The organism is Rhizobium sp. GR12, assembly GCF_036596185.1.
GTDB lineage: Bacteria > Pseudomonadota > Alphaproteobacteria > Rhizobiales > Rhizobiaceae > Agrobacterium > Agrobacterium nepotum.
In genome coordinates this window covers 115,622-140,210 of the sequence record NZ_JASXTH010000014.1, presented here as the reverse complement: position 1 = coordinate 140,210, position 24,589 = coordinate 115,622, and the positions used below count along the sequence as shown (strand labels likewise).

General features: G+C 60.5%; 20 protein-coding genes. 9 read left to right on the top strand and 11 right to left on the bottom strand.

The features are described 5' to 3' along the window. Window positions 1-38: 38 nt before the first annotated feature. A complete protein-coding gene (tal, locus tag QSK43_RS22290; RefSeq protein ID WP_045024639.1) occupies window positions 39-1,004 on the top strand; it encodes a transaldolase in 966 nt (321 codons plus the stop codon). A 106-nt stretch (window positions 1,005-1,110) separates the two neighbouring features. On the opposite strand, the gene QSK43_RS22285 is transcribed toward tal, so the two are convergent. After that, window positions 1,111-1,884, bottom strand: a complete 774-nt coding sequence (locus QSK43_RS22285) for an IclR family transcriptional regulator (RefSeq protein ID WP_332305318.1) — start codon at window positions 1,882-1,884, stop codon at window positions 1,111-1,113. 204 nt (window positions 1,885-2,088) lie between these two features. Between QSK43_RS22285 and QSK43_RS22280 the strand changes: the two genes are divergently transcribed. Next, window positions 2,089-2,820 carry an SDR family oxidoreductase gene (locus tag QSK43_RS22280; protein ID WP_045024637.1) on the top strand — a complete coding sequence of 244 codons (732 nt, stop codon included), beginning with the start codon at window positions 2,089-2,091 and terminating at the stop codon, window positions 2,818-2,820. A gap of 59 nt (window positions 2,821-2,879) precedes the next feature. Here the strand turns inward: QSK43_RS22280 and QSK43_RS22275 are convergent, their stop codons facing one another. The 5 genes from QSK43_RS22275 to QSK43_RS22255 form a co-directional block, all read right to left on the bottom strand. After that, on the bottom strand, window positions 2,880-3,053 hold the full coding sequence (locus QSK43_RS22275) for a DUF1328 domain-containing protein (protein ID WP_003499086.1): 174 nt from the start codon (window positions 3,051-3,053) through the stop codon (window positions 2,880-2,882). 108 nt (window positions 3,054-3,161) lie between these two features. Beyond that, the gene (locus QSK43_RS22270) at window positions 3,162-4,016 is read right to left on the bottom strand and encodes a metal ABC transporter permease (protein WP_332305317.1); all 855 of its coding nucleotides are present in this window, start codon (window positions 4,014-4,016) and stop codon (window positions 3,162-3,164) included. Beyond that, on the bottom strand, window positions 4,013-4,873 hold the full coding sequence (locus QSK43_RS22265; protein WP_332305316.1) for a metal ABC transporter permease: 861 nt from the start codon (window positions 4,871-4,873) through the stop codon (window positions 4,013-4,015). The genes QSK43_RS22270 and QSK43_RS22265 overlap by 4 nt, the downstream gene beginning before the upstream one ends. Continuing rightward, entirely contained in the window at window positions 4,854-5,762 is a 909-nt protein-coding gene (locus QSK43_RS22260; RefSeq protein ID WP_332305315.1) for a manganese/iron ABC transporter ATP-binding protein, read from the bottom strand. Before QSK43_RS22260 ends, QSK43_RS22265 begins: the two co-directional genes overlap by 20 nt. After that, window positions 5,759-6,649: a metal ABC transporter substrate-binding protein gene (locus QSK43_RS22255; protein WP_332305314.1), complete on the bottom strand. Its 891-nt coding sequence runs from the start codon at window positions 6,647-6,649 to the stop codon at window positions 5,759-5,761. The genes QSK43_RS22260 and QSK43_RS22255 overlap by 4 nt, the downstream gene beginning before the upstream one ends. Window positions 6,650-6,964: 315 nt before the next feature. On the opposite strand from QSK43_RS22255, the gene QSK43_RS22250 reads away from it, so the two are divergent. Next, entirely contained in the window at window positions 6,965-7,843 is an 879-nt protein-coding gene (locus QSK43_RS22250; protein WP_332305333.1) for a hypothetical protein, read from the top strand. 143 nt (window positions 7,844-7,986) lie between these two features. Here QSK43_RS22250 and lysS read toward each other — a convergent pair whose 3' ends face one another. The 5 genes from lysS to QSK43_RS22225 form a co-directional block, all read right to left on the bottom strand. After that, window positions 7,987-9,486, bottom strand: a complete 1,500-nt coding sequence (lysS, locus tag QSK43_RS22245; protein ID WP_332305313.1) for a lysine--tRNA ligase — start codon at window positions 9,484-9,486, stop codon at window positions 7,987-7,989. Window positions 9,487-9,736: 250 nt separating this feature from the next. Beyond that, the gene (gene gltX, locus QSK43_RS22240; protein ID WP_332305312.1) at window positions 9,737-11,194 is read right to left on the bottom strand and encodes a glutamate--tRNA ligase; all 1,458 of its coding nucleotides are present in this window, start codon (window positions 11,192-11,194) and stop codon (window positions 9,737-9,739) included. 191 nt (window positions 11,195-11,385) lie between these two features. Next, on the bottom strand, window positions 11,386-13,158 hold the full coding sequence (locus QSK43_RS22235; RefSeq protein WP_045024626.1) for an SLC13 family permease: 1,773 nt from the start codon (window positions 13,156-13,158) through the stop codon (window positions 11,386-11,388). A 174-nt stretch (window positions 13,159-13,332) separates the two neighbouring features. Beyond that, window positions 13,333-14,097, bottom strand: coding sequence for a TerC family protein (locus tag QSK43_RS22230; RefSeq protein ID WP_045024624.1), 765 nt, complete (start codon window positions 14,095-14,097; stop codon window positions 13,333-13,335). A gap of 182 nt (window positions 14,098-14,279) precedes the next feature. After that, the gene (locus tag QSK43_RS22225; protein ID WP_332305311.1) at window positions 14,280-14,966 is read right to left on the bottom strand and encodes a TetR/AcrR family transcriptional regulator; all 687 of its coding nucleotides are present in this window, start codon (window positions 14,964-14,966) and stop codon (window positions 14,280-14,282) included. Between the two features lie 158 nt (window positions 14,967-15,124). On the opposite strand from QSK43_RS22225, the gene QSK43_RS22220 reads away from it, so the two are divergent. The 6 genes from QSK43_RS22220 to QSK43_RS22195 all read left to right on the top strand — a co-directional run bounded on the left by QSK43_RS22220 (window position 15,125) and on the right by QSK43_RS22195 (window position 24,506). After that, window positions 15,125-16,339 (top strand): HlyD family secretion protein, encoded by a 1,215-nt coding sequence (locus QSK43_RS22220; RefSeq protein WP_332305310.1) that lies wholly within the window; start codon window positions 15,125-15,127, stop codon window positions 16,337-16,339. Window positions 16,340-16,360: 21 nt separating this feature from the next. Then, entirely contained in the window at window positions 16,361-17,944 is a 1,584-nt protein-coding gene (locus tag QSK43_RS22215; RefSeq protein WP_045024619.1) for a DHA2 family efflux MFS transporter permease subunit, read from the top strand. Between the two features lie 367 nt (window positions 17,945-18,311). Next, window positions 18,312-19,334 (top strand): LacI family DNA-binding transcriptional regulator, encoded by a 1,023-nt coding sequence (locus tag QSK43_RS22210; protein ID WP_332305309.1) that lies wholly within the window; start codon window positions 18,312-18,314, stop codon window positions 19,332-19,334. A 48-nt stretch (window positions 19,335-19,382) separates the two neighbouring features. Beyond that, the gene (gene xylB / locus QSK43_RS22205; protein WP_332305332.1) at window positions 19,383-20,837 is read left to right on the top strand and encodes a xylulokinase; all 1,455 of its coding nucleotides are present in this window, start codon (window positions 19,383-19,385) and stop codon (window positions 20,835-20,837) included. Window positions 20,838-21,068: 231 nt separating this feature from the next. Continuing rightward, the gene (gene xylA / locus QSK43_RS22200; protein ID WP_332305308.1) at window positions 21,069-22,379 is read left to right on the top strand and encodes a xylose isomerase; all 1,311 of its coding nucleotides are present in this window, start codon (window positions 21,069-21,071) and stop codon (window positions 22,377-22,379) included. 747 nt (window positions 22,380-23,126) lie between these two features. Continuing rightward, window positions 23,127-24,506: a GH1 family beta-glucosidase gene (locus tag QSK43_RS22195; RefSeq protein ID WP_332305307.1), complete on the top strand. Its 1,380-nt coding sequence runs from the start codon at window positions 23,127-23,129 to the stop codon at window positions 24,504-24,506. The last annotated feature ends 83 nt before the right edge of the window (window positions 24,507-24,589 follow it).

Genomic DNA, 24,589 nt, shown 5'->3' with positions numbered 1-24,589 from the left:
TGAGCAAGTTTACTAGAGATGATGAAGGATCATTCGCTATGACGTCCAAACTCGAACAACTTCGCGCCATCACCACGGTCGTTGCCGATACAGGCGACATCGAGGCGGTTGCGCGCCTGAAGCCGGTGGATTGCACCACCAACCCCACCATCGTTCTGAAAGCGCTCGGCACCCCTGCTTTTGCGGATGCGGTGAAGGAAGCCGTTTCCTGGGGCAAGAAGCAGGGCGGCCAGTCCGACGCCGTCGTCGCCGCCGTTGCCGATCGTCTCGCGATTTCGGTAGGTGCTGCCCTTGCCGGTCTCGTTCCCGGCCGTGTGTCGACCGAAGTCGATGCCGACCTCTCCTTCGATACGGAAGCCTCCATCACCAAGGCGCGCCACATCATCGCGGCCTACAAGGATCGCGGCATCGAGCGCGAGCGCATTCTGATCAAGCTTGCCTCCACCTGGGAAGGCATCAAGGCGGCCGAAGTTCTCCAGTCCGAAGGCGTCGACTGCAACCTGACGCTGCTGTTCTCGCAGGCACAGGCCGTCGCTTGCGCGGAAGCCAAGGCTTTCCTCATCTCGCCCTTCGTCGGCCGTATCCTCGACTGGTACAAGAAGTCGACCGGCGAGACATACACCGCCGAGACCGATCCGGGCGTCGTGTCGGTGCGCAGCATCTATAATTACTACAAGGCCAACGGCATCGGCACCGTCGTCATGGGCGCGTCCTTCCGCAATGTCGGCGAGATCGAGGCGCTTGCCGGTTGCGACCGTCTGACGATCAGCCCGGCGCTGCTGGAAGAGCTGGACAAGGACACCGGTACGCTCGTCCGCCAGCTTTCGCCCGACAACGCCAAGCCCGAGCCGCTGCAGTCGCTTGACGAAAAGGCGTTCCGCTGGGCGATGAACGAAGACGCCATGGCGACCGAGAAGCTCTCGGAAGGCATCCGCCTGTTCGCCAAGGATCTGGTGACGCTGCGCGAAATGGTCCGCAAGGAACTGACGCTGGCCGCCGCCTGACAATAAAAAGGGGAACCATTCCGGTTCCCCTTACGTTTAAGAGATGTAAATCTCCAGTCACTCAAAACGCGATCGGGTCCCTGCCGGTCGCGTTTTTTCGTTCCGTTCAGAGGTTTGCGTTTCCTGTTACTACTTCGGAAATGCGCTTTGCCGCGTCACGGATCAGGGCTTCGCATGCCTCGCGCGTCGGAGCCTTGCTGCCGAGCGGCGTGATGTAGGGGCAGGTGATGACGGCAAGCGCGGTACCATCAAGCGTCAGCACCGGTGCGGAGATGTTGCGAACGCCGGCAGTCTGGAGGCTGTCCATGGATTCGAAACCCTGTCTGCGCACCTGCGCCAGTCGCTCGGCAAATCCTTCCGGCATTGTTTCCCCGCCGCCGCGCACCTGTTCGGTGATCATGATCTCGCGTTGCGCCTCTGTCTGAAATGCCAGCAGCACGAGGCCGGATCCCGTGTGAAACAGGCTCATCTGCGCGCCCACCCGCATGGACATGGCCCAATAGGTTGAGGATTCCTGCTGGGCAATGACAACGACGCTGCCACGATCATAAACGGCCAGGTGACAGGCCTGCTCGGCACTTGTGGAAAAATCGCGCATCACGGGTGCTGCGAACGATACCAGCCGGCGGACCGGCGCGTGGAAATGCGCAAGGCCGAACATTTTCAGCGTCAGCGAAAACCGGTCGCCCTCAAGCCGCTCAACGTAACCGCGACGCACCAGCCGGTCCAGCATGCGGTAAAGCTCGTTCGGGGTCTTGCCGATGGCCTTGGCAATCTCGATCTGCGTCAGCCCGCCATCGGTGCGGGCCAGGAGTTCGAGAATGTCCAGACCCTTGTCGAGGGCGGGAGCGCGATATCTTTCGCTGTCGTCTTCGGTCATCTGGCCTCGATGGCGTTTTGCAGGATTGGCTGGCGCGAAATGCGGTTTGGAAATACCGTTGCCCGACGCCGTCCTTTTGCGCAAGTTTGCTTGACGTTAGATGAATACCCCGTTTACATATGAATTGTCGATCCATATTTGAGATCAATGAAATTCAGCGGTGCGTTTCTCAAACGACGGGCGCGCCATAGCGGGAGGCTATTCATGGTGCAGGATTTTAACGGCCGTACGGTGGTCATCACTGCGGCCGGTCAGGGGATCGGCCGGGCGACGGCAGAGCGGTTCATATCGCTCGGCGCACGCGTCATCGCCACCGATATCAACGAGCAGGCGCTTTCCACCCTGAAAGGTGCGGAAACGCGGGTGCTGAACGTGCTGGATGGCGAGGGCGTTACGGCCTTTGCTGCCGATATCGGTCATGCGGACGTGCTGTTCAACTGCGCCGGCTTCGTTCATTCCGGCAGCATTCTCGAGTGCGAGGAAAAGGACTGGGATTTCTCCTTCGATCTCAACGCCAAGGCCATGTACCGCACCTGCCGCGCCTTCCTGCCCGGCATGCTGGAAAAGGGCAAGGGCGCGATCGTCAACATGTCCTCCGTTGCTTCCAGCGTGAAGGGCGTGCCGAACCGTTTCGCCTATACTGCCTCCAAGGCGGCCGTCGTGGGGCTGACCAAGGCCATCGCTGCCGATTTCGTCACCAAGGGCATCCGCTGTAACGCCATTTGCCCCGGCACGGTGGACAGCCCGTCGCTGCATGACCGCCTACGCGCCACCGGCAATTACGAACAGGCGCTGGCCGATTTCATCGCCCGCCAGCCGATGGGCCGCATCGCCACGCCGGAAGAAATTGCAGCGCTCGTCACCTATCTCGCTTCGGATGAGGCAGGTTTCACCACTGGCCAGATTCACGTGATCGACGGCGGCTGGACAGGCTGATTATTGATACGGGAGAGAGGACAGGGCGACCGGCTGCAAAGCCGGTCGCCTTTTTTCATTCAGACGACCGCGCTTCCGGCCATCAGTGCAAGCACGAGGAAGACCAGGAAGATCACGACGGCGATGAAGAACAGGATTCGGGCTACGCCCGCTGCCGCTGCCGAAATGCCGGTAAAGCCGAATACGCCCGCGATCAAAGAAATAACAAAGAAAATAAGAGCCCATTTCAGCATGGAGCTTCCCCTTTTGCTTGATTTCATGAGCCTGCCGCTTGACGACAAGCTCATGAAAATGACGCGCAAAAGGCAAAAATGTTCCACGCACCTGCAAAAATCGTTGTTTCAGACGCCCGTTTCGTTCGCCGCGTCGATCTGCCGGGCCTTGAAGGTGGTGCGGATGAAGGTCGCGACGAAGGCAAGGCTCATGAACAGCACGATGGTCGGGGCAGGCGCACTGTCGATCAGGAAGCTCAGCCATATGCCCGCAAGCGACGAGAGAACCGCGACGGCAATGGCGACCATCAGCATGGCGGAAAAACGCCGCGTCAGCAGGAAGGCGATTGCGCCGGGGGTGACCAGCATGGCGACTGAGAGAATGATGCCCACGGCCTTCAACGCGCCGACCACCGCAAGCGACAGAACCATCAGCAGACCGTAATGCAGAACGCGCACCGGCAGGCCGATGGCTTTTGCATGTTGCGGATCAAACGCATTGACCAGTAGATCCTTGCGCAATACCCCGAGAAACAGGGTGGCGAAAAGAGCGATCAGCCCAGTCTCCAGCATGTCTGACGGCGCAATGCCCAGCATGTCGCCGAAGAGGATGTGATCGAGATGCATGTCGCTCTGCACCTTCACGTAAAGCACCAGCCCCAGCCCGAACATGCCGGAAAAGACGATGCCGAGCACCGTGTCTTCCTTGATGCGGCTGTTTTCCTTGATGAAACCGGTGCCGAGCGCACAGATCATGCCGGCGATGAAAGCGCCGATGGAAAGCGGAATTCCGGCAATATAGGCAACCACCACGCCGGGCAGCACGGCATGCGAAACCGCGTCACCCATCAGCGACCAGCCCCTCAGCACCAGGAAACAGGAGAGCATGGCCATCGGCACCGCGATCATCAGCGTGATCACGAAGGCATATTGCATGAAGGGCAGCTGAAACGGCAGGATCGCAAGCTCGAGATATTCGCTCATGGCGTTTCTCCGAGCGCTTTGCGGGCTTTGGCTCTGGAAGCGAGCAACCCGTGTTTGGGTGCGAAGATGAAGGCGGCAAGGAAGATCGCCGTTTGCAGCACCACGATGACGCCGCCGGTGGCGCCATCGAGGAAGTAGCTGAGATAAGCGCCGACGAAGCTGGTCGTCGCGCCGATCAAAAGGCTCATCAGGATCAGGCGTTCGAAACGGTCCGTCAGGAGATAGGCGGTCGCACCCGGCGTCACCACCATGGCGACGACGAGGAAGGCCCCGACAGTCTGAAGCGCCGCAACCGTGGAGGCGGCAAGCAGGGTGAAGAAGATCACCTTCAGCACTTCCGGTTTCAGCCCCACGGTGCGGGCGTGGTTTTCATCGAAGAACACCACCATGAAGTCGCGCCATTTCAGCGCCAGCACGACGAGGCTGATGCCGCCGATCAGGGCAAGCTGGATCGTGTCTTCGGTGGTGATCGCCAGAATATTGCCGAGAACGATGGTCTGGATATTGATCGAGGTGGGGGAGAGCGAGACCATGAATAGTCCCAGCCCGAAAAACGAGGTGAAGATCAGCCCGATGATCGCGTCTTCCTTGAGCCGTGTTTTCTGGTTGAGGAACAGCATGGAGCCCGCTGCAAGCCCGCCGGAGAGAAAGGCGCCGAGCGAAAACGGCAGCCCGAGCATATAGGCGCCCGCGACGCCGGGAACGATGGCATGGGAGAGCGCATCGCCGATCAGCGACCAGCCTTTCAGCATCAGATAAGCGGACAGAAAGCCGCAGACACCGCCGACAAGCGCGCTGACCCAGATGGCGTTCAGCATGTAGCCATAGGTGAATGGCTCAAGAAGGCTGTTTATCATCGGCTTTTTCCTTCGCAGCCTCAGGATCGTGTCCGTTCTGGCCGTTCTTTCCGTAGATCACGAAGGGCCGCTCGTCATCGGTAATCACCTTTACCCGGCGCGGATCGGCATCATCATGCAGGTCGGTCCCGCCCAGAACGAAGTGGCGCAGGCTGCCGCCAAAGGCCTTTTGCAGGTTCTCCTCGTTAAAGGTATCCGCCGTTTTGCCGGATGCCAGCACCGTGCCCTTGACGAATACGGCGCGATCGCAGAATTCCGGCACGCTGCCGAGATTATGGGTGGAAACCAGCATGACGCGGCCCTCGTCGCGCAAGGCTTTCAGCAAAGCGACGATCTGCTCCTCGGTCGTCACGTCGACGCCGGTGAAAGGCTCGTCCAGCAGGATGACCTGGCCCTCCTGCGCCAGCGCTCGGGCCAGAAACACACGCTTCTTCTGCCCGCCGGAAAGCTCGCCGATCTGCCTTTTGCGATAATCGAGCATGCTGACGCGTTTCAGCGCCTCCTCAACCATCTGGTGATCGCGCTTTGAGGGGATGCGCAGGAAGTTCATGTGGCCATAACGGCCCATCATGACGACATCCTCAACCAGTACGGGAAAACTCCAGTCCACCTCCTCGGCCTGCGGCACATAGGCGACCAGGTTTTTCCTGAGCGCATCCTTCACCGGCAGGTCGAAAATCGAGACGGAACCGGCGGCCAAAGGCACGAAACCCATGATCGCCTTGAAAATCGTGGACTTGCCGGCGCCATTGACGCCGACAAGTGCGGTGATCGTTCCGCGTGGAATTGAGAAGCTGGCATTTCTTAATGCGGTGTGGCCATTGCGATAGGTCACTGTCGCATTTTGAACCGTCAGGCCACCGCCAGCTTTTTTGCTGCCCATTCTCATGAGGACAGCCCTTTGGCGATCGTGCTGCTCGTCACGCGCAGCAGGTCGAGATAGGTCGGAACCGGGCCATCGGCCTCGCTCAGCGAATCCACGTAAAGTATGCCGCCATAGGCCGCGCCCGTCTCCTTGGCCACCTGCCTGGCCGGATCGGCGGAAACCGTGCTTTCGCTGAAGATGACCTGGATATTGTGTTCGCGCATGGCGTCGATCACGCCGCGCACCTGTTGCGGCGTTCCTTGGCTGTCGGCATTGACCGGCCACAAAAACAGCTCCTTCAGCCCGAAATCGCGCGCGAGATAGGAAAACGCGCCTTCGCTCGTTACCAACCAGCGCTTGTCTTCAGGAAGGGCGGAAAGCTCGTCGCGGATGGGCTGCACGGTGGCCCTGATCTGGTCCGAATAGGCCTTGGCGTTGGCGGCGTAGACATCGGCATGGGCTGGGTCTATCCCGGCGAGCCCCTTGCGGATATTCTCCACATAGATCAAGGTGTTATCGGGTGACATCCAGGCATGCGGGTTGGGTTTCCCCTGATAGGCTCCGCCATTGATCGCCATCGGCTCGATACCGTCGCTGACAGTCACGTTCGGCACGCCGGAGAGATTGGCCAGGAACTTCTCGAACCACAATTCCAGATTGAGACCGTTGCGCAGCACCAGATCGGCCTTGCGGGCTTTGAGAATGTCGCGCGGCGTCGGCTGGTAGTTGTGAATTTCAGCACCCGGCTTGGTGATGCTCTCCACCTCGGCCGCGTCACCCGCCACATTCCGCGCCATGTCGGCGATGATCGTGAAGGTGGTGACCACCTTCGGTTTTTCCTGCGCAACGGCAGCGGCGGGCAGGAAAAGCGAAAAAGCAAAGAGGGCATGGCGGATTTTATGAAGATTCACGTCTGTCACCGAATTCTGTTGCGATTAACTTGCAATACCATCCGTTATAGAATCACACTTGTCAACGCTATTGCAAATCATTCGCAATTTAGCTGATTTTGAAAATGTCCGAAAATGGTGCGTTTTTGCCTGTGCCGTGCCGGTGGGATTAAACTTTTTTCAATGAGAAAGCGGCACTATCACAAGGCTCGGACAGCGACGTCCCGAGCTTATCCCGCCGTGTGTTCCTCATCCTTCGAGCCACGTAACGGGGTGAGGGCGATAGGCGGGGTACTTGATGTCAGGATATTGCGCGTGAAGGCTGTATTCGGACGAATGCGGTTTTCTCGCAAACTCGTTATGATTGGAGGCGGGATCCTGCTTTTGGCGGGTGCGACCGGTTCTGCTGCCGTGTTCATCGGCAGCGAGCGGCTGCTTGGGTCTGCCCATGCCTCCGCCAACGGGCTTTCATGCGACGCGGTCCAGACGGTCAATATCCGCAAGAATGGTTCCCTGTGGGTGCGCAAATTCATCCGCACCGACGGCGGCAACGGCACGGACCGGCTGAAAACCGCGCTCCGCGTCGCCAAGGCGGTATACGACAAACAGAAGCCCGATCTGGTGCAGGTTTCCGTTCTCGACCGGAATGGTCCGCAACTGCGCTCGGAAATGCGCGGGCGCGCTATCGCGGCCCAGGTAGTGTTTATTCCAGATCCTGCGAAAATCCCTGAAGGCGCCGATGTCCAGCGTTACTCCGCCTATTATTACGATGGCGCGTCGAACGGCAGCGGCCAGTTTTACGGGCTGCGCATCGATCTGCCGCTGGAAGATGCCGAAACGATGGCCGCGAGCCTGAGCGACGCGGCCGATTGCACGCCGCTGGATTCGGATGCCGCGGCCGAAGGGCACGATGGAAAGGCCGCGAAAGGCGCTGCAGGACACGGGGAGACCAAGGACGAGGGTACCGGCGGGCACGGTGCGGCGCCGGCGGAAACCAACGAGGACGGAACCGGTGCGGAGGCCCACGGCGAACCCGCCGGCGACGAGCTTCTGACCTCGACACCCGAAGCCGACGGTGGCAGCATTTTCAGCCTGACCTACCTGAAGTCGCTGATCTTCGGAAAAGGCTCGACGACGGCACAGGCGGCGGAGGAAAAACCGGCTGCCGAGAGTGCGCCAGCTGAAGAACCGGGTGCGGGCAAGGCGAAGCACTAGAGGCACGCACAAACACGCCGTCGCCCAGCGAGATAGGTTGCTGGTTGGTTCTATCGCGCCTATTGAATGATCGAAACCAATTCCGTGCTGAGCATGACGAAAGAGTGAAGGCGGCCGTGAGGCCGCCTTGCGGTTTCGTTCGCTTAGTCTGCCTTGTTACGGCGGGCCGGGAAGAGGATGACGTCGCGGATCGAAGGCGCGTTGGTCAAAAGCATGATCAGACGGTCGACACCGATGCCGAGGCCGCCAGCGGGCGGCATGCCCTGGTCGATGGCGTCGAGGAACTCGTCGTCCAGCTGCTTGTCCTTTTCGCCACGGGCATGGGCCTGTTCCAGCTGCTCCACCATGCGGCGGCGCTGTTCTTCCGGGTCGTTGAGTTCGGAAAAGGCGTTGCCCACTTCCCAGGCGTTGCAATAGCTTTCAAAACGCTCGACCAGACGCGGCTCGCCCGGCACTTCCTTGGCGAAGGGCGAGATGTCCTTCGGGAAATGCGTAACGTGGCTCGGCTGGATCAGCGTGCCTTCCACCTTCTCCTCGAAGATGAAGGCGAGGCATTCGCCCCATGTCCAGTCCTTTTCGACGGCAAAACCGGCGGCCTTGGCGGCAGCGCGGGCTTCTTCGTCGGTCTTGATGGCGAGGAAGTCGATACCGGTCGCTTCCTTCACCGCGTCAGGCATCGGTACGCGCTTGAACGGACCCTTGAATGAGATCGTCTGGCCCTGGAACTCCACCTCGGTCGTGCCGTGGAGGGCAATCGCCAGCGTCTCGAACAGCCGTTCCACGAGACCCATGATGTCTTCGTAGTCGGCATAGGCCCAATAGCACTCCATCATGGTGAATTCAGGATTGTGCCTTGTGGAGACGCCTTCGTTGCGGAAGTTGCGGTTGATTTCGAAGACCTTGTCGGAAAGGCCGGATACCAGCGTGCGCTTCAGGTACAGTTCCGGCGCGATGCGCAGATACATGTCCATTTTCAGCGTGTTGTGGAAGGTCTTGAACGGATCGGCCGTCGCACCGCCATAGACGGTCTGCAACATCGGCGTTTCCACTTCGAGGAAGCCTTCGTCCTCCATGAAACGGCGCATGCCGGAGAGGATCTTCGAGCGTTGCAGGAAGCGCAGCTTGGAGTCCTCGTTCGCCAGAATATCGAGATGGCGCTTGCGGTAGCGAAGCTCGATATCGGAGACGCCATGCCACTTCTCCGGCATCGGCAGCAGCGACTTGGTGAGCATGGTGATTTCTTCGGCGTTGATCGTCAGCTCGCCGCGCTTGGTGCGGCGCACCTTGCCGGTCACGCCGATGATGTCGCCAATGTCGATCATCGGCAGAAGGTTGCGCGCCGCTTCCGGCGTCGTATCCTTGTGGGAGAAGATCTGCACCTTGCCCGATGCGTCATGGATATCCATGAACATGCCAGAATTGCGCGAGGAATAAACCCGGCCCGCCACCGTCACCGTGTCGCCGGTTTCGACGTCGGCCTCGACATCGGCATATTTTTCCGCAAGCTCGGCATTGGTCAGCGTGCGGTGGAAATGCGCCGGATAGACGTCGCCGATCTGCTCGCGCAGCAGCGCAAGTTTCTGGCGGCGCACTTCCGTGGCGTCGGAGGAAAGGGCGGTGGTTTCGGTCTTGGTGTCGGTCATCGTGTCTGGCCTTTAGCGGCTTTGTTCGTTGCGGTTACCCTTCCCGCTCCGGGCTTACCCCCCTCTGTCCTGCCGGACATCTCCCCCTCAAGGGGGGAGTTCAGATGCCGTGCCCGCCCGTTCCATGGGCAAGGTGTCAGCCGCTTGTCGATCTCCCCCCTTGAGGGGGAGATGCCCGGCAGGGCAGAGGGGGGTGCCCCAAGCAGAGGGGGTATTTTATGATGCTGCCGTTACCGCCAGCATTAAACTATCAGCTTCCGCTGCCAACCATCGTCGCCACAACGGCAATCGCCATCTTCAGGCGCTGGCGCACCACGGAGCGGCCGAGAAGCGCCATACTGTCAAACAGCGGCAGCGAGCGCGAGGAACCGGAAACGGCGACGAAGAGCGGCGGGGTCACGACGCGCAGTTTCTTGCCCGTGCGTTCGGCAATGTCGCGCAACTCGGCCTCGATCGCTTCAACATTCCAGTCCGGCATTTTTTCAAGGTCGGTGGCAACCGTGGTGAGGATCTCGTGGATTTCCTCAGGTTTGCTTTTGAGACCCGCAAACGAGGCGGGCGTGAGGCCAACGTCGCTCGAAAGCAGGAAGCCGGCAAGGTTCGGCAATTCGCCGAGCTTGGAAATGCGGCTCTGCGCCAGCTTCAGACCTTCGGTCAGGCGGGCATTTTCCATCGCCCAATCCAGCGTGCGGGCAATGAAGTCTTCCGGCGTGAGCTTCTCACGCAGCCAGCGGCCGTTCAGCCAGTCCAGCTTCTGGATGTCGAAGATGGCGCCGGCCTTGGAAAGCGCTTCGGGGTCGAACTTCGCCGCCAGCTCTTCCATGGTCAGCAGCTCTTCGCCCTCGCCGATCTGGATGAAGAACAGGCCAAGGAAGTTCATCAGCGCTTCCGGCAGATAGCCGAGCGCGGAATAATAGGAGATCGAGGTCGGGTTCTTGCGTTTGGAAAGCTTCGACTTGTCGGCGTTGCGCATCAGCGAAAGATGCATGAACGTTGGCTGCTCCCAGCCGAAATAACGGTAAAGCAGAATGTGCTTGGGCACCGAGGCCAGCCATTCTTCGCCGCGTGCCACGTGGGTGATCTTCATCAGATGGTCGTCGATGACGTTTGCCATATGATAGGTCGGCATGCCGTCAGCCTTGACCAGCACCTGCATGTCGACCGAGTCCCACGGGATCGAGACATCGCCATAAACGCCGTCATGGAAATCGCACGACCCTTCGGTCGGAATCTTCATGCGCACGACGTTGGCTTCGCCGGCGGCGACGCGGGCGGTTACTTCCTCGGCCTTGAGGTGGAGGCAAAGGCCGTCATATTTCGGCGGTTTGCCGCTCGCGCGCTGCGCCTCGCGCATCTGCTCAAGCCGCTCAGGCGTGCAGAAACAGCGGAAGGCATGGCCCTTTTCCAGCAGCTCTTCGGCATAGGGCCAGTACATCGGCTTGCGCTCGGACTGGCGATAGGGACCGTATGGGCCGCCGACATCGGGGCCTTCCGACCATGTGAGGCCGGTCCAGCGCAACGCCTCCAGCACCTTCTGCTCATATTCCAGCGTCGAGCGGGTTGCGTCGGTATCTTCGATGCGCAGGATGAACTCGCCGCCGTGTTTCTTGGCAAAGAGATAGTTGAACAGCGCGATGTAGGCGGTGCCGACATGCGGCTCGCCGGTGGGGGAAGGTGCGATGCGGACGCGAACGCCGGAAGTGGTCATGAAATTTTGCTCATCGTGACGTGGCGGTGACATGGGGGCGAATTGGCCCTTATATCACGAAGTTTTCGTTTGAATGCGGCCAGAAATCATGCGGAAAGACACGTATCACGCGCGCTTTTGCACATTCCCGTTCGGCATCGGCTTAGGCCATATTATGCCGCAGGCGTCAAGGAAATAAGGAGCTTGGGGTCTCAGCCTACAGGCCAGACGTAAAGCAGCATCGGAATGCTGGCGATGACGATCATGATCGACAGCGGCAGGCCGAGGCGCGGATAATCGCTGAACCTGTAACCGCCCGGCCCCATGACCAGCGTGTTGCACTGGTGACCGATGGGGGTGAGGAAATCGCAGCCGGCGCCGATCGCCACCGCCATCAGGAAGGCTTCCGGCCTAAAGCCGAGCGCGGTGGCAAAACCGGCGGCGATGGGGGCCATGACCAGCACGGTAGCAGCATTGTTGAGGAAGGGCGTCACCGCCATGGCGGTCAAGAGGATCATGCCGAGCGCCGCGAAAGGTGGCAACCCTTGCGCCGCATGGCCGAGCCAAGCGGCGATCAGCTCGCTGGCGCCGCTGGTGCGAAGACTGTCGCTGACGGGAATGAGGGCGGCAAGCATGACGAGGATCGGCCCGTCGATCGATTTATAGACCTCTGTCAGCGGGATCGCGCCGACGACGATCATCAGGAAGGCGGCGGCGAAAAACGCGACGGGAACCGGCACCAACCCGCTGCCGGCGGCGATCATGGCGGCCGCGAGCACGATGACGGGCAAAAGCGCGCGGCGCTGGACGCCAAGCAGGATTTCCCGCTGCGCCAATGGCAGCAGGGAAAACTCCTGCAGTACTTGCGGCAGGTTCTTTCTGCTCCCCTGCAACAGAATGACGTCGCCCGCCTGCAATGTCAGATCGCTCAGCCTCTGGCTGACGCGCTGGCCACGGCGGTTGACGGCGATCAGATTGACGCCGCGCGTATAGGACAATGAAAGCTCACGCGCCGAGATGCCGCTCAGGACCGATTCATTGCTGATCACCGCTTCCATGGAGATCAGGTCGACGGTTTTCTGGCCGTTCTCCATCAGCGGCTTGCCGGAAAGCAGCAGCTTCGCCTGCGAGACGATACGGTCGAGCCCCTCCGGGCTGCCCTCGAGCAGAATGGTGTCGCCGGGCTTCAGTTTCACATCGGGAAAAGGGGAGATGCGTCGCGGTCCGCGCAGCAGGGTGCTGGCGATCACGTCGCCATCCGCCTGTTTCAAAAGCTCGCGCAGCGGCCTGTCCGCATAGGTGCTGTCGGCGGGCAACGTCGCTTCGGCGGTATAGGCCGACTGGTCGAGAATATCCTCCATCGACGCCTGCTGGCGGTTGCGCACCGGCAGCAGGCGGTAACCGAACGTCAGGAAGATGATGCCGATCACCGTCAGCCCGGCGCCCACGGGGGTGAAGTCGAACATCGAGAAGCTCTGCCCGGTCATTTCCTCGCGTAGCCTGGAAACGACGATGTTGGGCGACGTGCCGATCTGCGTCATCAGCCCGCCGAGCAGGGCGGCAAAGGCCATGGGCATCAGATAATAGGAAACGGGGCTGCCGGATTTGCGGGCGAACTGGAAAGCGACCGGCATCATGATGGCGAGCGCGCCGATATTCTTGATGAAGGCCGACATGATGGCGACGACGATCATCAGGAAGGCCAGTTGCAGCCCTTTGGAGTGCATGTCGGGGAAATATTTCTTGATCGTCATGTCGACAATCCCCGAACGGGCGACGGCCGAACTGACGATCAGCGCGCTGCCGACGATGATGACGATATCATCCGAAAAACCAGAGAAAGCCTTGTCGAAAGGCACCACGCCAACCGCCACCGCCACCAGCAAGGCACTACAGGCGATGACGTCATAACGGAACCTGTCCCAGATGAACGCGACCATCATGCCGGCGATCACGGTGAAGGCGAGGATCTGATCGGTCGTCATGCTGCCTGTTTGCTTTCGAGGAACAAAATGTGCCGTCGCCGGCTGTCTCGGTGAGGGTGCATTTAAACGCAGGGCGTGGCCCAGGGGTTCCCGGCGAAGAAAAAGAGTTCGGTATATGGAAAAGGCCCGCCTCGCGGCGGGCCTCAATTCAGGACATGACAGTTCTCGGCAATATCAATGCGTCGTCTTGCCGGCCGCCGCTGCCTTCTTGCGCTGTCTTGCGTTGCGCGCAAACATGTTCAGCAACTCCACCAGGGCGGAGAAAGCCATCGCGGCATAGACGTAGCCCTTGGGAACGTGGAAGCCCATGCCTTCGGCGATCAGCGTCGTGCCGATCATCATCAGGAAGGCGAGCGCCAGCATGACGATGGTCGGGTTGCGCTCGATGAAGTTGGCGAGCGGGGTTGCGGCCAAAAGCATCACGGCAACGGCGAAGATCACGGCGACGATCATGATCGGCAGGTGCGGTGTCATGCCGACGGCGGTGATGATGCTGTCCACCGAGAAGACGAGGTCGAGCAGCAGGATCTGGCCGATGGCCGCGCCGAAATTCATTGCCGCCGGGCCGCCCACCATGTCTTCCTTGTGGTCTTCGGGATCGACATTGTGGTGGATTTCCTTGGTGGCTTTCCACATCAGGAAGAGGCCACCGGCGATCAGGATCATGTCCTTCCAGGAGAAGGCATGGCCGAAGACTTCGAAGACCGGCGTGGTGAGCTGTACGATCCACGCGACGGTGCCGAGCAGGCCGAGACGCATGATCAGAGCAAGCCCGATGCCGATCTTGCGGGCTTTTTCGCGCTGTTCAGGCGGAAGCTTGTTGGTGAGGATCGAGATGAAGATAAGATTGTCGATGCCTAGCACGACCTCCATGACGATCAGGGTGACGAGCGCCACCCAGGCGGCGGGGTCGGACAGAAGAGGGAGAACGGACTCCATCGGGAAATTTTTCCTTTCAGCAACAAGGCCACCCGAAACATTCGGTAGGTGGAATTTATAGCGCAATACGCGAGAAACAAGGAGATGGCTCCTGTGATTGACAGGATTTCATCGAAATTTCGCGCAAACCGCGTATCGAGCGCCATTCCGTTGCCGGTCCGGTCGCCTGTTGCTGAATGATCTCAGGCCTTGTCGGTTCCGTAGGCCGCCATGAACACCTTGACGGCGCTGGCGATCACCCGGTCCAGTTCCTCGTCCGGCACAGGGCCGTCAAGCTCTCCGAATAGGCGCAGCTTGAAGAAGGTGCCGGTGGAAAGCTCGATAAATTGTCGGGCGGCCAACTCGGCATCATCCACTTTCAGATGGCCGATCTTGACCTGGTGTTCGATGAAATCCAAGAGCACCGTGCGCACATTGTTCGGCGCGGAGAGGAAGAAACGCTGCGCCAGCTTCGGCATGCGGTCGATGACACCGATCACCGAGCGCATGGCGGGGATCATGTCGGAACAGATCATCTTGTTGGCAAAAGCCTTGCCGAACTGTTCCAGCCCCTCGCGTACCTCCTCGGTGCCTTCCAGAATATGGCGCATGGAGGTGGCGAATTCGTTGCGATGATGGTCGACGAGCGCAACGAACAGATCTTCCTTGTTGGAGAAGTAGACATAGATCGTGCCCTTGGAGACGCCTGCTTCCCGGGTGATGTCGTTCATGCTGGCGGCGTCGAAGCCCTTGCGCTTGAACACGCGCCAGGCGCCGGCAAGAATCTGGTCGCGTTTGGCCGGGTCTTCGCCCGCCGCAAAACGCCCGGCGGGGTTTCCCGGACAGCCCGTTTCGGTTTCCGTCTCCATATCCATGTCTTCACCTGCCATCGTTCCTGGTCCTTAGCACTGCAATGGCGTAAAAAATTAACCGAACGTCGAACCAATCAGTTCGATAACACTTGATATGTGTCAGGAAAGCGATTATGTCAATCGAACCGAACGGTTCAGTTCGAAAAACTTTCTTCAACCTATCACGGTACAATCTCATGTCGGCCCAGAAGAATAGCGCGGTTCGCGCCGTCAACGATGCGGAAGAGGCGGGTATTTCCGCCAAGGCCGAGACCTCCCCGGCAAAGCCGGTGGAAGCCCCGCCGCAACCGCCGTCCCAGGCCCCGGCCCAGACGGTCGCCGCACCGAAGCCGAAGAAACGTTCGCCGCTGCTGCCGATCTTCGCCATTGCCCTTCTCGCCGGTGCCGGCTGGTACGGTTACAACTGGTGGATCGACGGCCGTTTCATGGTGTCGACGGACGATGCCTATATAGAAGGTGATATTGCGGTCATCGCGCCGAAGGTTTCGGGTTACATCGCCAGGGTGAACGTTGTCGAAAACCAGGAAGTCAAGGCGGGCGATCCGCTGGTGACGCTGGATGACGGCGATTATCGCATCGCGCTCGAACAGGCCGAAGCGCAGATCCGCACCGAGGAACTGTCGCTGAAGCGCATCGACGCGCAGATCGTTGGCGGCGAGGCATCGCAGGAACAGGCCGTTGCCCAGAAGGGTGCGCTCGACGCGGCCCTTCGCGGCGCGGAAATCACCCAGAAGCGCGCCACCGAATTGCAGGCGAAGGATGTCGGCACGGTTGCCGCTTCCGACAGCGCGCAGGTTGCGCTGGATCAGGCGAGGGCGAATGTCGTGGCGGGCGAGGCGGCGATTGCATCGGCGAAAGCCAATGTCGAGCTTCTGCGCGCCCAGCGCGAAGAGGCCGAAAGCACCATCCGTTCGCTGCAGCTTTCCAAGGACAAGGCCGCCCGGGACCTGGCCTTCACCGTGCTGAAGGCGCCCTATGACGGCGTCATCGGCAATCTGGCCGTGCAGACGGGCGATCTGGTTTCGGTCGGCAAGCGTCTGGCTTCGCTGGTGCCGATGAACGAGCTTTATATCGACGCCAACTTCAAGGAAACGCAGCTGGCCCGCGTGGTGCCCGGCTCGAAGGTCCGCGTCCATGTGGATGCCTTCGACGAGGCGACCATCGAAGGCACGGTGCAGTCGATCTCGCCCGGCTCCGGCTCGGTCTTCTCGATGCTGCCGCCGGAAAACGCCACGGGCAACTTCACCAAGGTCATCCAGCGCGTGCCGGTGCGCATCGTCTTCTCGAAGGAAGATCTTGCAAAGCACAAACTGCGCGCGGGCTTGAGCGTCGTGGTCGATGTCGACACGCGCACGGCGCCGGAAAACACGAAAACAGCGCAAGCCAAGTAAGGCGTCGTTGAGGAAAAGATCATGGCGGCTACGGTTGTCGGAACGGGTGGGGCGTCGATCCCCGCCGATCCCCCGATGGACAGACGCAGGCTCATCGCTTTCTTTGCGATGGTCTTCGGCATGTTCATGTCCATTCTCGACATTCAGATCGTCTCCGCTTCGCTTGCGGAAATCCAGGCTGGCCTCGGCGCGGGTTCGGATGAGATCGCTTGGGTGCAGACCTCCTATCTGATCGCCGAAGTCATCATGATCCCGCTGTCGGGCACGCTGGCGCGCATCCTGTCCACGCGCGTGCTGTTCGCCACCTGTGCTGCCGGTTTCACCCTGTCGAGCGCGCTCTGCGCCACCGCGACCAATATCGACCAGATGATCGTCTACCGGGCGATCCAGGGCTTTATCGGCGGCGGCATGATCCCGTCCGTCTTTGCGGCGGCCTTCACCATTTTTCCGCCTTCCAAGCGTTCGATCGTGTCGCCGATCATCGGTCTCGTCGCCACGCTGGCGCCCACCATTGGCCCGACTGTCGGCGGTTATCTTTCCAATGCCTTTTCCTGGCACTGGCTGTTCCTCGTCAACATCATTCCCGGCATCATCGTCACCATTCTGACCTGGAGCCTGATCGATTTCGACAAGCCAGAAACCTCGTTGTGGAAGAAGTTCGACTGGTGGGGGCTGATCTCCATGGGTGTCTTCCTCGGCTCGCTGGAATATGTGCTGGAAGAGGGCAACAACAAGGACTGGTTCAACGACGAGCATATCGTGATTGGATCGGTCGCGATGGTCGTTGGCGCGGTGGTGTTTTTCTGGCGGGCATTCAAGGTGGATTTCCCTGTCGTGGATATCCGCGCCTTCGCGGATCGAAATTTCTCCATCGGCTCGCTGTTTTCCTTCGTCATGGGTATAGGGCTTTACGGGCTGACCTATCTTTACCCGCTCTATCTCGGCCGGGTGCGCGGTTACGACGCGCTGATGATCGGCGAGACCATGTTCGTTTCCGGTCTCGCCATGTTCTTCACTGCGCCGATTGCCGGCAAGGTCTCCACCAAGCTCGATCCGCGGGCGATGATGGCCATCGGCTTCATCAGCTTCGGCTGCGGCACCTGGATCATGACCTATGTGACGACCGACTGGGACTTCTACGAGCTTCTGATCCCGCAGATCCTGCGCGGTTTCGGGCTGATGATGTGCATGGTGCCGATCAACAACATCGCGCTCGGCACGCTTCCGCCCGCCCGCATCCGCAATGCGTCGGGCCTGTTCAACCTTACCCGCAACCTCGGCGGCGCGGTCGGCCTCGCCGTCATCAACACCCTGCTGTCGCAGCGCACCGACGACCATTATGTGCGGCTGGCCGAACATGTCAGCTATTCCAACCCGCAGGCGCTGGAATGGTTGAACAATGTCGGTGCGAACTATGATTCCTACGGGCTCGACGGTGCTTCCGTCGCGATCAAGAAGCTGGTCGGCATGGTTTCGCAGCAGGCATGGATATTGGCCTTTGCGGATGTGTTCTTCCTGCTGACGCTGCTGTTCAGCAGCCTGATCTTCATGACCCTGCTAATCCAGAAACCAAAGGCAGCGCCGCCGCCAGACGCGGCGCACTGAACAAAATCCCCTCCCATCCACCGCAGAGCTGGGGCCGTCGGAAATGACGGCCCCTTTTTTTGACTGCCTGCCCAAAGTACGTCGCATATGGGACGAGCGAGTGCGGCATTTTTCTTCTCCCCGCCGGGGAGAAGGTCGCGGCAGCGGGTTGAGGGGGCGAGGCCGGAGATATGCGGGGAGGTTGCCCCCTCATCCGACCCTTCGGGCCACCTTCTCCCCGGCCGGGGAGAAGAAACATGCCGCAACGCCCCGATAGGAGCTGTTCCCGATTGATGTTCCCGGCTTTGCGGCGAAATATGAGGTACGTACGTCAATTTTCTGTTTACTGCCGCTGCAAAGCTGTTTAAGCATTGCGCAGGGAGGAAACATGAAGCCTACAGTTCACGATATCGCCGAGCGGGCGGGCGTCAGCCTTGCTACCATCGACCGGGTGCTGAACATGCGTCCCGGTGTTCATGCGGCCACCCGTGCGCGGGTGGAGGCGGCGATCGCGGAGCTTGGTTATGTGCGCGATATCGCGGCCGCCAATCTTGCCAAGGGCCGCAATTATTCGCTGGTCTTCATCCTTCCCGGCAACGACAATTCCTTCATGGCAACGCTCAGGGCGGAGGTGAGGGCTGCTGCCGCCCGCGCCCATCTGGAACGCACTGCAATCCGCATCATCGAGGTGCCGCCCTTCAATGCCGCGGCGCTGACCGAGGCGTTGGAAGTCGCGCGGCGGGAAAGGCCGTCCGGCGTCGCTTTCGTCGCCATCGATTCGCAGGATGTGGCTGAAGCCGCCGACCGACTGGCCGAAGACGGCATTGCCACCGTCACGCTGGTTTCCGATCTCTCCGGTTCGCGGCGCGATCATTATGCCGGTGTCGACAATGTTGCGGCCGGGCGCACGGCGGCAAGCCTCATGGGCCGCTTTCTGACGGCGCGCGGCGGCGATATCGCCGTCGTCGCGGGCTCGATGCTGGTGCGCGACCACCGCGAACGCCTCGACGGCTTCCGTACTGTCATCGAAAGCGAGTTTCCGGATTTGCAGCTATTGCCGGTCCTCGAGGGCAGGGACGATCCCGTCACCGTCGAGGCGCTTGTCACCAAGGCGTTGGGCAATGACGCGCTTTCCGGCATCTACAGTCTCGGCGCCGGCAATCGCGGCCTCATAAGGGCGCTTCGAGCCTCATCCGCCGAAAGGTCGATTTCGGTCATCGCCCATGAACTGACCGAAAACACCGCCAATGCGCTGCGGGAAGGCGTGCTCGATGCCGTGCTCAATCAGGATGCTGGCCACGAGGTGCGCAGCGCCATCCGCGTGCTGAAAGCGCGGGCCGATGGTCTCGCCGTCATCGCCGCGCAGGAGCGTATCCGTATCGACATATTCCTCAGGGACAATCTGCCCTGAGGCAAGCCTGCTGAAAGTGGCGCATAGAGCGCCGGAATGGAGAATTACATGTATCTCGGTCTCGATCTTGGAACATCCGGCGTCAAAGCCCTGCTGATGGACGGCGACCAGAAGATCGTCGGCTCCGCCAACGGCTCGCTGGACGTCTCGCGCCCGCATCACGGCTGGTCGGAGCAGGACCCGGCCGATTGGATTGCCGCCACGCAAACCGCGATCGCCGGGCTGAAGCAGAAGTTTCCCAAGGAGCTGGCCGCCGTGAAGGGCATCGGCCTTTCCGGCCAGATGCATGGTGCGACGCTGATCGACGCCTCCGGCAAGGTGCTGCGCCCGTGCATTCTGTGGAACGATACGCGCTCTTATGCGGAAGCCGCGGCGCTGGATGCCGATCCCCGTTTCCGCAAGCTTACCGGCAACATCGTGTTCCCCGGCTTCACCGCGCCGAAACTCGCCTGGGTGGCCAAGAACGAACCTGATATATTCGCCAAGGTTGCCAAGGTGCTTTTGCCGAAGGATTATCTGCGGCTGTGGCTGACCGGCGAATATATCTCGGAAATGTCGGATTCCGCCGGCACCTCCTGGCTGGATACCGGTGCGCGCAAATGGTCGGCCGAGCTTCTGGCCGCGACCGGGCTTGATGAAAAACACATGCCGTCGCTGGTCGAGGGCACCGACGAGGCAGGTGTGCTGCGTTCCGAACTCGCCTCCGAATGGGGCATTGCGGGCAGGGCGGTGGTGGCCGGCGGCGCGGGTGACAATGCCGCTTCCGCCTGCGGCATGGGCACGGTGAAGGAAGGCCACGCCTTCGTGTCGCTTGGCACGTCAGGCGTGCTGTTTGCCGCCAACGCTTCCTATCTGCCGAAGCCGGAAAGCGCCGTGCACGCCTTCTGCCACGCGCTTCCCAACACATGGCACCAGATGGGCGTGATCCTCTCCGCCACCGATGCGCTCAACTGGTATTCCCGCCTGACCGGCAAGTCCGCCGCCGAACTGACGGGCGAACTGGGCGACGAACTGCTGGCGCCGAGCGGCGTGACTTTCGCACCCTATCTTTCGGGCGAGCGCACCCCGCATAATGATGCTGCCATTCGTGGCTCCTTCATCGGCCTTTCGCATGAAAGCGACCGCAAGGCGCTGACGCAGGCCGTGCTGGAAGGCGTGACTTTCGCCATTCGTGACAATCTCGAAGCGCTGAAATCGGCCGGTACCGCCATTTCCCGCGTCACCGCCATTGGCGGCGGCTCGCGCTCGGCCTATTGGCTGGCCTCGATTGCGACCTCGCTCGGCGTGCCGGTGGATATTCCAGCGGAGGGCGATTTCGGCGCTGCCTTCGGCGCCGCCCGCCTCGGCCTCATCGCTGCGACCGGTGCCGATCCGATCTCGGTCTGCACGCAGCCGGAGACGGCGCGGACGATTGAGCCGGTGGTGGCGCTGGCGGGTGTCTATGAGGAGGCTTATGGGCGGTATCATGCGCTGTATCCGGCGATCAGGGGGCTTTCGCATTGAGAATTTGCGTTCGCCGCTTACCCCCCTCTGCCCTGCCGGGCATCTCCCCCTCAAGGGGGGAGATCGGCAAGGCGATAATTTCGGCGCTTCAATTGCGACGATAGAGGTGGCCGTGACGGCGCAACAATTCGATCTCCCCCCTTGAGGGGGAGATGTCCGGCAGGACAGAGGGGGGTGAGCCACGCCCTCCAGCATTAACAACACAATCCAACCCACCAAGGAGGACCACCCATGAGTACAGGTTTTTTCGGCGATATCGCCAAAATCAAATATGAAGGCCCTGATAGCACCAACCCGCTCGCCTTCCGCCATTATAACCCCGACGAGATCGTTGCCGGAAAGCGCATGGAGGAACACCTCCGCTTTGCCGTGGCTTACTGGCATACCTTCACCTGGCCGGGCGGCGATCCCTTCGGCGGGCAGACGTTCCAGCGTCCGTGGTTTGAAGACACCATGCAGGCCGCCAAGCTGAAAGCCGATGTGGCTTTCGAATTCTTCTCGCTGCTCGGCTCGCCATTCTATTGCTTCCATGACGCGGATGTGCGCCCGGAAGGCCGGAATTTCGCCGAGAACACCAAGAACCTCAACGAGATCGTCGATTATTTTGCGCAGAAGCAGGATGAGACCGGCGTGAAGCTCCTGTGGGGAACGGCAAACCTGTTCTCCAACCGCCGCTTCATGTCGGGTGCTGCGACCAACCCGGACCCGGATGTCTTCGCGTTCTCCGCCGCCACGGTCAAAACCTGCATGGACGCCACCAAGAAGCTGGGCGGCGCGAACTACGTGCTGTGGGGCGGTCGTGAAGGTTACGAAACGCTGCTCAACACCGATCTTTCGCGCGAGCTGGATCAGCTTGGCCGCTTCCTCAACCTGGTGGTGGAATACAAGTACAAGATCGGCTTTGAAGGCACGATCCTGATCGAGCCGAAGCCGCAGGAGCCGACCAAGCACCAGTACGACTACGATGTCGCGACCGTTTACGCCTTCCTGCAGAAGAACGGGCTGGAAAAGGAAGTGAAGGTCAACATCGAGCAGGGCCACGCCATTCTCGCCGGTCACTCCTTCGAGCATGAGCTGGCCATGGCCAATGCCTTCGGCATTTTCGGCTCCATCGACATGAACCGCAATGATTACCAGTCCGGCTGGGATACCGACCAGTTCCCCAACAACGTGCCGGAAATGGCGCTTGCTTATTATCACGTTCTCGCCGGTGGCGGTTTCACCAATGGCGGCACCAATTTCGACTCCAAGCTGCGTCGCCAGTCGCTCGATCCGCAGGATCTGCTGATCGGTCATATCGGCGGCATGGATTGCTGCGCCCGTGGCCTGAAGGCGGCGGCGAAGATGATCGACGACGGCGCGCTGTCGAAGCCGCTCAAGGAGCGCTACGCCAAGTGGGATTCCCCCGAGGCCCAGAAGATGCTGCGTGGCGAGCTGAAGCTCGACGAAATCACAGCACTGGTCGAGCGCGAAGATATCAATCCGGAGCCGAAGTCCGGCCGTCAGGAATATCTGGAAAACGTGGTCAATCGTTACGTTTGAGGTGATCGCGGGGGGTAACGGCGCCGTTGCCCCCTCATCGCCTCGCTCCGCTCCGGCACTTCTCCCCGGCGGGGAGAAGAACAAGCGGGGCGCTCTCTGCTCAAAGCAATATCTGCGGAAGAATACTGCGGCACGGCAAATTTCTTCTCCCCGCCGGCGAGAAGGTGGCCCGCAGGGCCGGATGAGGTGGGCCTGCTCTCCATTTGCTCCCAAAGGCGAGGACAATTCCGCGTCGCCCCTCCTTCATTTCCAGTTACTTACCCGGAAACATCTGCCCGCATATCCCCGCCCACCCATTCCGCTGCATCATCTGTCCTGCAACCGGAACGGAAGGGCGATACGCGCGACGCTTTTCGCGGACCAGTTGCCGGCATCGACAAGCATGGTTCTGGCAGATCATGTTTCGGAAAGGCGTCCCGCAATGCCAGCAGCGGGAGGGGCCGATCCGGTAGGTGCCGTGAAAAGGCTGTCACCGATGGGACCGGCATTCCGGTCTGAAAAATGCAGCCCGGCAAATGCAGGACTTTCCACCACACTCCACTCCCATCCGCATCTGCCAGGCTGTCGTTTCACCCGCCGCCGCGAAACCGCTGCGGCGACTTTCGCGTGCCTAAAGCGCTTTGGATATCTTAACCGCGTTGCTGAAACGTTGCAGATTTTGCACGCCGCAGCTGTACCTGATTGCCGACTTGGTCTAAACCGCTGTGCATCTTCTGACGTTCGATAGATGACGAAAGGGCCCATCCGATGACCGATCACAAAGCGCTTGCAGCCCGGTTCCCCGGCGATTTCCTGTTCGGCGTCGCGACCGCCTCCTTTCAGATCGAGGGTGCCACCAAGGTTGATGGACGCAAGCCGTCCATCTGGGATGCCTTCTGCAACATGCCGGGCCATGTCTTCGGGCGTCACAATGGCGATATCGCCTGCGATCATTATAATCGCTGGGAGGACGATCTCGATCTCATCAAGGAAATGGGTGTCGAGGCCTATCGTTTCTCGATCGCCTGGCCACGTATCATCCCGGAGGGGTTTGGGCCGATCAACGAAAAGGGGCTGGATTTTTACGACCGCCTCGTCGATGGCTGCAAGGCGCGCGGCATCAAGACCTATGCGACGCTTTACCATTGGGACTTGCCGCTGACGCTGATGGGTGACGGCGGCTGGGCATCGCGCTCCACCGCGCATGCCTTCCAGCGTTACGCCAAGACCGTTATGGCGCGGCTGGGCGACCGGCTGGACGCGGTGGCGACCTTCAATGAACCCTGGTGCGCGGTCTGGCTCAGCCATCTCTACGGCATTCACGCGCCGGGCGAACGCAACATGGAAGCAGCCCTTGCGGCCATGCACCACATCAACCTTGCCCATGGTTTCGGCGTCGAGGCGTCCCGCCATGTTGCGCCGAAAGTACCGGTCGGGCTGGTGTTGAACGCCCATTCCGTCATTCCGGCCTCGGACAGCGAGGCCGATCTCAAGGCCGCCGAGCGGGCCTTCCAGTTCCATAACGGTGCGTTTTTCGATCCGGTCTTCAAGGGCGAATATCCGGCCGAAATGATGGAAGCGCTGGGTTCACGCATGCCGATCGTCGAGGCGGAAGACCTTGCCATCATCAGCCAGAAGCTCGACTGGTGGGGCCTGAATTATTACACGCCGATGCGTGTGGCAGACGATCCGACGCCGGGCGCGGAATTCCCGGCGACCGTAGCGGCTCCGGCCGTCAGCGATGTGAAGACGGATATCGGCTGGGAAGTTTATGCCCCGGCGCTGCAGTCGCTGGTGGAGGACCTCTACAAGCGCTACGAATTGCCGGATTGCTACATCACCGAAAACGGCGCCTGCTACAATATGGATGTCGAAAACGGCGTGGTGGATGACCAGCCGCGTCTCGACTATTACGCCGAACATCTCGGCATCGTCGCCGATCTTGTGAAGGACGGATACCCGATGCGCGGTTATTTCGCCTGGAGCCTGATGGATAATTTCGAGTGGGCCGAGGGTTATCGCATGCGCTTCGGCCTCGTGCATGTGGACTATGAAACGCAGGTTCGTACGTTGAAGAATAGCGGCAAATGGTACAGCGCGCTGGCGTCGGGCTTTCCCAAGGGCAATCACGGGTCCCCAAAACCGTAAACGAGCGAAATCGGCGGTGAGATCGCTGTAGAGCCTCAGCCTCCCTGTAATGCGCTCTCCTTCCTCATCCCTGTGCTTGTCAC

Coding starts and splice junctions, on each gene's coding strand:
- tal (WP_045024639.1), top strand. CDS start 39: ATGACGTCCAAACTCGAACAACTTCGCGCCATCACCACGGTCGTTGCC.
- QSK43_RS22285 (WP_332305318.1), bottom strand. CDS start 1,884: ATGACCGAAGACGACAGCGAAAGATATCGCGCTCCCGCCCTCGACAAG.
- QSK43_RS22280 (WP_045024637.1), top strand. CDS start 2,089: ATGGTGCAGGATTTTAACGGCCGTACGGTGGTCATCACTGCGGCCGGT.
- QSK43_RS22275 (WP_003499086.1), bottom strand. CDS start 3,053: ATGCTGAAATGGGCTCTTATTTTCTTTGTTATTTCTTTGATCGCGGGC.
- QSK43_RS22270 (WP_332305317.1), bottom strand. CDS start 4,016: ATGAGCGAATATCTCGAGCTTGCGATCCTGCCGTTTCAGCTGCCCTTC.
- QSK43_RS22265 (WP_332305316.1), bottom strand. CDS start 4,873: ATGATAAACAGCCTTCTTGAGCCATTCACCTATGGCTACATGCTGAAC.
- QSK43_RS22260 (WP_332305315.1), bottom strand. CDS start 5,762: ATGAGAATGGGCAGCAAAAAAGCTGGCGGTGGCCTGACGGTTCAAAAT.
- QSK43_RS22250 (WP_332305333.1), top strand. CDS start 6,965: ATGCGGTTTTCTCGCAAACTCGTTATGATTGGAGGCGGGATCCTGCTT.
- lysS (WP_332305313.1), bottom strand. CDS start 9,486: ATGACCGACACCAAGACCGAAACCACCGCCCTTTCCTCCGACGCCACG.
- gltX (WP_332305312.1), bottom strand. CDS start 11,194: ATGACCACTTCCGGCGTTCGCGTCCGCATCGCACCTTCCCCCACCGGC.
- QSK43_RS22235 (WP_045024626.1), bottom strand. CDS start 13,158: ATGACGACCGATCAGATCCTCGCCTTCACCGTGATCGCCGGCATGATG.
- QSK43_RS22230 (WP_045024624.1), bottom strand. CDS start 14,097: ATGGAGTCCGTTCTCCCTCTTCTGTCCGACCCCGCCGCCTGGGTGGCG.
- QSK43_RS22225 (WP_332305311.1), bottom strand. CDS start 14,966: ATGGCAGGTGAAGACATGGATATGGAGACGGAAACCGAAACGGGCTGT.
- QSK43_RS22220 (WP_332305310.1), top strand. CDS start 15,125: ATGTCGGCCCAGAAGAATAGCGCGGTTCGCGCCGTCAACGATGCGGAA.
- QSK43_RS22215 (WP_045024619.1), top strand. CDS start 16,361: ATGGCGGCTACGGTTGTCGGAACGGGTGGGGCGTCGATCCCCGCCGAT.
- QSK43_RS22210 (WP_332305309.1), top strand. CDS start 18,312: ATGAAGCCTACAGTTCACGATATCGCCGAGCGGGCGGGCGTCAGCCTT.
- xylB (WP_332305332.1), top strand. CDS start 19,383: ATGTATCTCGGTCTCGATCTTGGAACATCCGGCGTCAAAGCCCTGCTG.
- xylA (WP_332305308.1), top strand. CDS start 21,069: ATGAGTACAGGTTTTTTCGGCGATATCGCCAAAATCAAATATGAAGGC.
- QSK43_RS22195 (WP_332305307.1), top strand. CDS start 23,127: ATGACCGATCACAAAGCGCTTGCAGCCCGGTTCCCCGGCGATTTCCTG.